The sequence below is a fragment of the Streptococcus parasanguinis genome (assembly GCF_001578955.1).
Taxonomy (GTDB): Bacteria; Bacillota; Bacilli; order Lactobacillales; family Streptococcaceae; genus Streptococcus; species Streptococcus parasanguinis_U.
Genome location: NZ_KQ969692.1, coordinates 1 through 8,464 on the forward strand (window position 1 = coordinate 1; position 8,464 = coordinate 8,464).

Annotated in this window: 8 protein-coding genes; 4 read left to right on the plus strand and 4 right to left on the minus strand. The window is 32.1% G+C overall.

What is annotated here, in order from left to right; translation table 11 throughout:
* Nucleotides 1-219: 219 nt before the first annotated feature.
* The gene (locus tag SPADD19_RS08320) at nucleotides 220-582 is read right to left on the minus strand and encodes a hypothetical protein (protein WP_049472622.1); all 363 of its coding nucleotides are present in this window, start codon (nucleotides 580-582) and stop codon (nucleotides 220-222) included.
* A 261-nt stretch (nucleotides 583-843) separates the two neighbouring features.
* Here SPADD19_RS08320 and SPADD19_RS08325 point away from each other — a divergent pair, with 261 nt between their 5' ends.
* Nucleotides 844-1,614, plus strand: a complete 771-nt coding sequence (locus SPADD19_RS08325) for a hypothetical protein (RefSeq protein WP_061455771.1) — start codon at nucleotides 844-846, stop codon at nucleotides 1,612-1,614.
* 230 nt (nucleotides 1,615-1,844) lie between these two features.
* Entirely contained in the window at nucleotides 1,845-2,825 is a 981-nt protein-coding gene (locus tag SPADD19_RS08330) for a hypothetical protein (RefSeq protein WP_128861621.1), read from the plus strand.
* 265 nt (nucleotides 2,826-3,090) lie between these two features.
* On the opposite strand, the gene SPADD19_RS08335 is transcribed toward SPADD19_RS08330, so the two are convergent.
* The 3 genes from SPADD19_RS08335 to SPADD19_RS08350 form a co-directional block, all read right to left on the minus strand.
* Nucleotides 3,091-4,410: a hypothetical protein gene (locus SPADD19_RS08335; RefSeq protein ID WP_241496554.1), complete on the minus strand. Its 1,320-nt coding sequence runs from the start codon at nucleotides 4,408-4,410 to the stop codon at nucleotides 3,091-3,093.
* A 568-nt stretch (nucleotides 4,411-4,978) separates the two neighbouring features.
* Nucleotides 4,979-5,674 carry an LrgB family protein gene (locus SPADD19_RS08345; RefSeq protein ID WP_003008843.1) on the minus strand — a complete coding sequence of 232 codons (696 nt, stop codon included), beginning with the start codon at nucleotides 5,672-5,674 and terminating at the stop codon, nucleotides 4,979-4,981.
* On the minus strand, nucleotides 5,667-6,047 hold the full coding sequence (locus SPADD19_RS08350; protein ID WP_041818372.1) for a CidA/LrgA family protein: 381 nt from the start codon (nucleotides 6,045-6,047) through the stop codon (nucleotides 5,667-5,669). Before SPADD19_RS08350 ends, SPADD19_RS08345 begins: the two co-directional genes overlap by 8 nt.
* A 236-nt stretch (nucleotides 6,048-6,283) precedes the next feature.
* Between SPADD19_RS08350 and aao the strand changes: the two genes are divergently transcribed.
* Both aao and gla read left to right on the plus strand, forming a co-directional pair.
* Nucleotides 6,284-7,456, plus strand: a complete 1,173-nt coding sequence (gene aao / locus SPADD19_RS08355; protein WP_061455774.1) for an aminoacetone oxidase — start codon at nucleotides 6,284-6,286, stop codon at nucleotides 7,454-7,456.
* A gap of 120 nt (nucleotides 7,457-7,576) precedes the next feature.
* Nucleotides 7,577-8,449 (plus strand): aquaglyceroporin Gla, encoded by an 873-nt coding sequence (gene gla, locus SPADD19_RS08360; RefSeq protein WP_003003137.1) that lies wholly within the window; start codon nucleotides 7,577-7,579, stop codon nucleotides 8,447-8,449.
* Nucleotides 8,450-8,464: the final 15 nt, after the last annotated feature.

Sequence of the window (8,464 nt, forward strand, 5' to 3'; positions counted from 1 at the left end):
CTAAGGCTACACGTTGTGCTTCTCCCCCAGATAGCTCTTCTAATATTTTCTTCTTTTAAATTATTCATGGATCAATTATAGAATAAAGTACTATATAATTTTTTGATTTAATTATTTGGTAAGAAATATAAACTATTTGGTACAAATTGATAAGTCCAAATAGATAAATCATCTAAAAAGCACTAAAATACACCTATTCGGTAAAATAGGTGTATTTTCTTATCTATAACCAAATTCTTTAAGAGCTTTCTTATATGCACTGCTACCTTTTAAGTAGTAGTCATGTTTCATTCCACTAATATCAACAGAAAAGACTCCATCGTTAAACGAATATTCTTCTGTCCTGTTTGCAATATCTTGTCCAGTTAACTCAATGGTTTTCTTCTGTTTATCAATACTAAAGTTATCAGCTTCTCCATGCTCAATAGAACCTTTGTTACCTTTTATAGTAAATGCTAATTCATTTCTTTCGTCCGATATCCAATAATATTCACCATCCAACGATTGTTGATTGCTTTTAGAACATGCAATTAATAGAACTGCCATTATTGACAGTAGCAAAACACTTATAATTTTTTTCATATCCTTCGCCTCCTTTTGTAATATTATTTTACCAAAATAATATTACAAAATTGTGTCAATGTCTGTTATAATGGAAAATCAAAAAAATGTCTATTGTAACAGACGTTTTTTATAAGAAATTTATTATTAAGTAAGGTGGGGCATTCAATTATCCACAAAAATGTAATAATGACCTTTTATTTAAAAAACTATTACTAAGAAAAATCTAATTAACTTTACCAATTAAATGTGTTATGATATTCATATAAATAGGAGGGGGTTATGGAAAAGAAAAAGATTAAAAATTTCATAGATATCACATTTCAACAAATAAAAACTAAGCTAATTAATGATTGGAATAAGCCATTATTACTGCTATTCATGTTTCCCATAGCATTCTTAATTCTAATCAATATTATAACTATTCCTCATACAATATTTTTACCTTTACCTATAGCTACAACATCTATTATATCTGTGACAATACCCACGTGGCTATATTGGACTATTTCAATTATTAGTACGTTGTCAATTAATTACTTCATATTCTGGTATTTATCAAGTAAATATTTAAACGGTATTTTTCAAGAAGAAAGATTATGGGGTAGGATCTACCGAATTTTGTTTTATTTGCCAATTGTGATATGTGAAATAGAGATAGTAAAAGAATTAATATCAATTACATATAAAGGCAAAACTCTCGGTGAATTTCTACCTCTCTTAATGCTATTAATAGTATGTCTTATTTTACGCTCATCATATCTAGTTTATTATAAGCAATTTAGACATTATTTAAAAATATATTATCTCGTAGTAGACATAATAGTATTAACAAACATAGCTATAATACTGAGTCTTATACAATACTTTAAAAAGTCTATTGATAGAATAGAAGATTTGTTAATTATATTAGTAATTGTTATTGGATTTTTTGGATATCACTTTCTTATTAATAGTTTTATTACTAGAACTAATTTTAAAAATATACCAGAACAAACTTACAAAGAGATAAAAAAACTTTTTTCTACACTCCATATGTTCCACAAGATTTAAAATTAGAATCTGAAGATATTGAAACCAATGTTAAATACCAAACTCATTTTTTTGGAAATCTATTTTCATATTTATTGTCGTTAGTATTCCTTTTAAATTTCCAGTTGCAATTTGATAAAACTATTTTTAATGAACTAATTGCTATAATGGCGATTTATTACGTATTACTATTTATCCGAATTTTTCTTTCCAAAATTATGGTAATTGAGAAGGAAGAGTTTAAGATTATAATGATAATTATCATTATTACTGGATTTGTAGTATTTTTATTAATAGCTATGATGATAAACGATACAAACCAATCTCACCATAATGAGTTAAATTTCGCTAGCATAGGTATGCTACTTTGGATACTACCTAAAATTGTACCTGCAATTATGGATAATATACTTTCACAAGTATCATATTTTAAAGGTGTAATCTCTCCAAAATCCACAAACTATCTGGCAATAACTGGATTTGTGAATATTTTTATATATAATTTTTATTTAAGTTTACTAATATTACTTCCTAAGACAAGAACTAATTTTAATGATGTAGTTATTTCTACTTATGTTTTGAATTCAATTTCTTGGAGCTTGGCTCTCTCTTTTGTTCTGATTTCAGTATTCTCTTTTCTATTTTATCATTCAAAGAGTTTATATTATCAGATAAATAAAAAGTACAATATTTCAATTGAAAAAGGGAAAGGAAGTTTTAAATTTAAAGTTCTTAAATTAAAAGATAAGACCAATAAAATTCTTAAGCACAGATCTAAAAAAACTATTAAAGCCAATTCTAGCAAACTTTTAATTAATGATGAATCTAAAAAAGACAAAAAGAAATTTATATTCTATGTAAATACGGTTTCATTAATTATTAGTTCTACTATTCTTTTAACTCTTTACACATTTAACAAAACTAATGATAATACATTTGAAATAATAAAACTGTCTTTACCAATTTTTGTACCAACCTTTTTAAAAAAGCTTCCCGATTTCTTAAATTTTTACTTTAATTTACGTCATACAAAGATTAAGCCTACGTTAAAAGGTCATTATGTTGAATCTGTAATTGATCTCAACTTGTTTTTAATAGTCACAGTTTTATATGGCTTTAATTATTTAAAAATCCAACTTCATTCGCTTCTATGTCTATTTTTAATTATATTTGGAGTACATTTTTTAAGTAATATAACATTAATCTTCTACAAGAAAACACAGAAAAAGTGATAATCTTCATAACGAACTAATAATTTTAAATACTATACTATTTAAAATCAATACAAATCATTTTTTAAGAAAAGGCAGAATTTAAAATCAATTACAATATGTCGTATTCGAAAAAATATTGTTAGAAATTGAAAAGCATCTGAACAGTTACACAAATCAACTGTTCGGATGCCATTTATATTTATTTTATCAAATTTCAAATATCATTTACGATTTCTGTAAATAAGCATACTAATTGACAAAATTATAGTGAATAGAGCACTTATCAATATATTATTTTACTATTAGTAAAAATATCTACAACTTGTAAAACAGAGACCAAACTAACAAAGAAAAGTATAATTTCCATAACTCTATTCTTCTGTAATTCATTAAATTGATTTCTATCCTTTAACAAATCATATTCCTCCTGCTTAATTTTTTCTATATATTCATCATGCTTGAAATAAGAAGTTTCTTTTAAATGATTAAATAGATCAAAAATAGCAATATGATTTATTCGATAGATATATAGAAAAGATCGTTTATAACCGTGAACCCACTCGTTAAATTTAATTAGCTGTTTATCATTTGAAAGTTGGAATTTGTCTAGTCCATCCATAATGGTTTCATCTAAACAAACTAACTGAAAGAATGGAATTGCTGAAGATAAAAAGAAACTGGCTTGTCTCAAAAAATTATTTTCAAAATTATTAGAATTATCATTAGGCCATATGATATAATTCCTCCCCTTATTTATGTAATTGATATTAGTTAAATCATAATAGTTTGTTAGATAATTTTTTGATCTAGATTTTGAAGATACATTATTCTTGTTGTAGGGAGCATTAACCATCCAAGTATACAATTTATCATCTTTAAAAAACTCCATTTTATTCATCTGCTCCATATTTGTGACAAAATGTAAACAAAATATACATTCCGTTAACTTCAATCCCCCATTTATTGATGAGAGCTCTTTTTTTATATACTTCAATATATCATCAAGTTGATGATTAGTATTTAAAGAATACTCTCTATCACTCTTTTCAAAATCAGGAAATATTTGCCATCTCATCATTGTAATTGGATAAAAAAAGTCAAATCTATAGAATGATGATCTTAAATCTTCAAATAATTCGATAACTATTGATCCGTTTTGAAAAACAGTGAGTGTCACAAAGAAAAAATGTAATTCTTCCTCACTATCCACTTCTATTAAAGGAGCAAAAACAAATTTAATAAATTGAATAGATCTAGCACTAAATAAACAATTCTGTTTTCCTTTTTCTAATCTTGCAAAATATAAGTCTAAATAATAATTAGTTTTCTCATCCACTTTGTTTTTTAAATGTTGCAACTCTTTGGGAATTTTCCATGGCTTATATTTCTTTTTTAAAAGAGTATTATTTTTTGTACCTATTAGTGTCATAATCGTAGCCGGATGATTTTCAAATTTTTTAGTAATTATCTCTATTAGTTTATTGTTGTCTATCTTATATAAATCTGTGCTCAACATATAGAAAGAGGTGATTTTCACTTCTTCTATTTTTTTTGAAATCTCAGGAATTTTTTCAAAAGCAGTATTCTCTTTTATCTTCTGCATATTTCCTACCTTTTATTATCTTATTTCATTAATTATATCAAAATATAATTCAATAAAATGATAATCAAATAAAAAGTTATGTAATATACTCAAACTAATTTTTAGAAGTTTAGAAAGATTCATTCTATCAACTCTTACTATATTACGTTTAATAATTTCTGAAATTGATTTATTATTATTTATAATAATAAAAGTAATTAACATAAAAGAGACCCTTAGGCCTCTTTTTCTCTCCTTCAAACACTCTGTCACTGTCCATTTACTGTCCAATATAATGTAATATTACTTAATGTTGATAAATTTATTGAATGCTAAATCCTTTAAAATAAGGATTTCTAAAGATGGCAAGACCTAAAAAATCTTAAATTAAGTCTTGCATATTCATCATAGTAATGACATTCCTTCCAACTTCTGAAATTTACAGTTCATTATACCATTTTTTAGACGCTTGGAAAAGCTTTGGATAGTAATCATGAAAAGCTTCTTTCACTCCGGATGGATTTTTAAGCTTTCACTATAAAATAAAAGAGACCCTTTTTGAGCCTCTCTCAGAAAATAATAAAATGTATTAGGATAAAATCATCGAAGCCACAATTGGACTAATGAATACATACAAAATTCCTGTGATCCCTATTGCCAATCCTGCCATAGCACCGGCCACATGACCATACTTAAACGCTGTCCCTGTTCCTACTGCATGTCCAGTTCCTCCAAGGGCTAACCCAATAGCTACTGGATCTTTTATTTTTAACAGTTTCAATATCGTTGGACCCAAGACACTTGTTAATAATCCAGTTGCTACAACTACCACAAGAGTGATGGTCGTAATTCCTTGCATTTTTTCAGTAATCCCAACTGCCATTGCAGTCGTAACCGATTTTGGAAAGAGCGAAATGGCTAGAAAGTACTTCATTCCAAATGCTTTCGCAATCAAGGCTGTAAAAATCGTATTCACAATAACTGCCACTGTCGAGCCAATCAGAATACTCCGTGCATGATGCTTCATCAAATGGAAACTTTTATAGAGAGGAATCCCCAAAGCGACTGTCGATGGTCCAATCAACTGATTTAACAGGGAACCACCGACATAGTAATCTTTATAAGAAATTCCTGTAATCATTAAGAATAAGATAACGATTACTGTAGCCACTAAAAGTGGCGTTGTTATTGGATGGGGATACCTGCGGAAAATTAACATTCCAATCAAATAAGCCCAAATAGATAAGACAATCCCAAATAAAGGATTACTCGCAAAATTAGCCATGCTTGCGTCCCCCTTCTGGATAATCACCTTCAAAACGATTTTTTATAAAACTAACCACGATTGCAATTAAAGCCACATTGATGACCAAGGCTCCAACTAGAATCAACATGATCGGAAATAGATAAGGAGCAATCACATGGAATTTATCCATGATACCGACCGCAGGGGGAAGAAACAGAATCGTCATGTTAGCTAACAAAAAATTTCCTACCATATTGACGTGGCGCATGCGTAATAATTTAAACTGCAATAATAAAAATAGGATCAACAGCCCGATCATACTCCCAGGAATTGGTAAGTGCAACCCATCCGAAATGATTTCACCAATTAATGAAATCGTGAAAATAATCGTCAGTTGTACATATAATTTCATCTTCATCTCCCTTTTTATAGATCATTTCCAATAAGGATTCATATCCTCGCTTCTGTCTACTTAGAAGTAAACATCCATTTATCCCTATCAGTTTACTCCTTTTCGGAAAATTTGCAAGCTTTTTTCTAAAAAAATAAAACAAATTACCAAAAATTGAAGCTACTATTTTGATTCATGACATCCATTTTATGATACAATGAAACCAAAAACGGTTAAGTTACCATGAAAGGATCTACATGACTCATTTTCACACCATTGTCATCGGTGGTGGCCCAGCAGGTATGATGGCGGCCATTGCCAGCGTCTCTTATGGCCAACCTACGCTACTGATCGAAAAAAATAAAAAGCTCGGTAAGAAACTCGCTGGTACCGGAGGAGGCCGCTGTAATGTCACGAACAACGGGACCTTAGACGATTTGATGGCCGGTATCCCTGGAAATGGCCGTTTCCTTTACAGTGTGTTTTCCCAATTTGATAATCATGATATCATCCAATTTTTCACCGATAATGGCGTCAAGCTGAAAGTCGAAGATCATGGTCGGGTCTTTCCTGTTAGTGATCAATCCCGCACCATTATTCAAGCTTTAGAGAATAAGATCCTTGAGCTAGGTGCTAGCATTGCCACCAACTGTGAAGTGGTCTCTGTCACCAAGCCAGAAGACGTCTTTATCGTCAAATCTGCTGAAAAAACATGGACAGCTGACAAGCTGATTGTCACAACTGGTGGCAAATCCTACCCTTCCACTGGCTCTACCGGCTACGGACACGATATTGCCCGCCACTTCAAGCATAGCATTACGGATCTAGAAGCGGCAGAAAGTCCTCTTTTGACAGATTTTCCACACAAGGCTCTCCAAGGCATTTCTCTGACAGATGTGACCCTCAGCTACGGTAAACACATCATCACACACGACCTTCTCTTTACCCATTTTGGACTTTCTGGCCCTGCAGCCCTTCGGATGTCCAGCTTTGTTAAAGGCGGGGAAATCTTATCTCTGGACCTCCTTCCGACCACTTCTTCTCAAGAGTTAAAAGACTTTCTAGAAGAGCATCGAGAAAAGGCGATTAAAAATAGCCTCAAAACCCTTCTTCCTGAACGGTTAGCTGATTTCTTGGCGCAAGGATTCCCTGAAAAAGCCAAGCAACTCACTCCTAATCAGACAGAAGAGCTCATCCAAAAGATCAAAGAGATGCCTATCCCCGTCACTGGGAAGATGTCTCTAGCCAAGTCCTTTGTGACCAAGGGCGGTGTCAGCCTTAAAGAAATCAATCCTAAAACCCTAGAAAGCAAGCTCGTTCCTGGACTCCACTTTGCAGGAGAAGTCCTCGATATCAATGCCCATACAGGCGGTTTTAATATCACATCCGCCCTCTGCACCGGTTGGGTAGCAGGGAGCCCTCATTACTGATAGAAATTCACTAACTTTATTCTCATCTATTGAAATAAAATTTTTAAAAATTCTTTACAAGTTAGTATTTACTTGATAGAATGGATTGGTATAAAATTTATAAAGGAGATTATTAGAATCATGGATTTTGATTTTAGTGTTAAACTCTTTTCAGAGTTTATTGGAACGGCTTTGCTGCTTATCCTCGGAAATGGTGCAGTTGCAAACGTCGAATTAAAAGGAACAAAAGGTCATCAAAGCGGTTGGCTTGTCATTGCGATCGGATATGGGATGGGAGTAATGATTCCAGCCTTGATGTTCGGTAATGTTTCAGGGAACCACATTAACCCAGCCTTCACTCTTGGACTTGCAGTTAGCGGACTCTTCCCATGGGCAAATGTTTTACCATACATCGTTGCTCAACTTCTTGGAGCTATGTTTGGACAATTGGTTGTCGTTGCGACTCACCGTCCATACTACATCCAAACTGAAAATCCTAACAACATCTTAGGAACATTCTCAACGATTTCTAGTTTGGATAAAGGAACTCCTGAATCACGCAAGGCTGCTACAATTAATGGCTTCATCAACGAGTTTGCCGGATCATTCGTCCTTTTCTTTGGTGCCCTCGGCTTGACGAAACATTTCTTTGGTGCAGAAGTTGCAGGTCTTGCTCAAAAAGCTGCTGCTGAACAAGGAGGCGTCTTTGATGCTACCACATCAGCAGCAAAATTGGCTTTATCACAAGCACATGCTTCAGGTTTAGGAATTGCTCACTTGGCTCTTGGATTCCTTGTTATGGCTCTTGTTACGTCACTTGGAGGTCCTACTGGACCTGGTTTGAACCCTGCACGTGACTTTGGTCCTCGTTTGGTCCATGCCTTCCTTCCAAAGTCTATCTTGGGAGAACACAAAGGGGATTCTAAATGGTGGTATGCTTGGGTACCAGTTGTAGCCCCAATTCTTGCTGCTATCTTAGCTGTATTATTGTTCAAAGTTATCTATCTTCGTTAATCTATCTAAAAAAAA

Coding starts and splice junctions, on each gene's coding strand:
- SPADD19_RS08320 (WP_049472622.1), bottom strand. CDS start 582: ATGAAAAAAATTATAAGTGTTTTGCTACTGTCAATAATGGCAGTTCTA.
- SPADD19_RS08325 (WP_061455771.1), top strand. CDS start 844: ATGGAAAAGAAAAAGATTAAAAATTTCATAGATATCACATTTCAACAA.
- SPADD19_RS08330 (WP_128861621.1), top strand. CDS start 1,845: ATGATAATTATCATTATTACTGGATTTGTAGTATTTTTATTAATAGCT.
- SPADD19_RS08335 (WP_241496554.1), bottom strand. CDS start 4,410: ATGCAGAAGATAAAAGAGAATACTGCTTTTGAAAAAATTCCTGAGATT.
- SPADD19_RS08345 (WP_003008843.1), bottom strand. CDS start 5,674: ATGGCTAATTTTGCGAGTAATCCTTTATTTGGGATTGTCTTATCTATT.
- SPADD19_RS08350 (WP_041818372.1), bottom strand. CDS start 6,047: ATGAAATTATATGTACAACTGACGATTATTTTCACGATTTCATTAATT.
- aao (WP_061455774.1), top strand. CDS start 6,284: ATGACTCATTTTCACACCATTGTCATCGGTGGTGGCCCAGCAGGTATG.
- gla (WP_003003137.1), top strand. CDS start 7,577: ATGGATTTTGATTTTAGTGTTAAACTCTTTTCAGAGTTTATTGGAACG.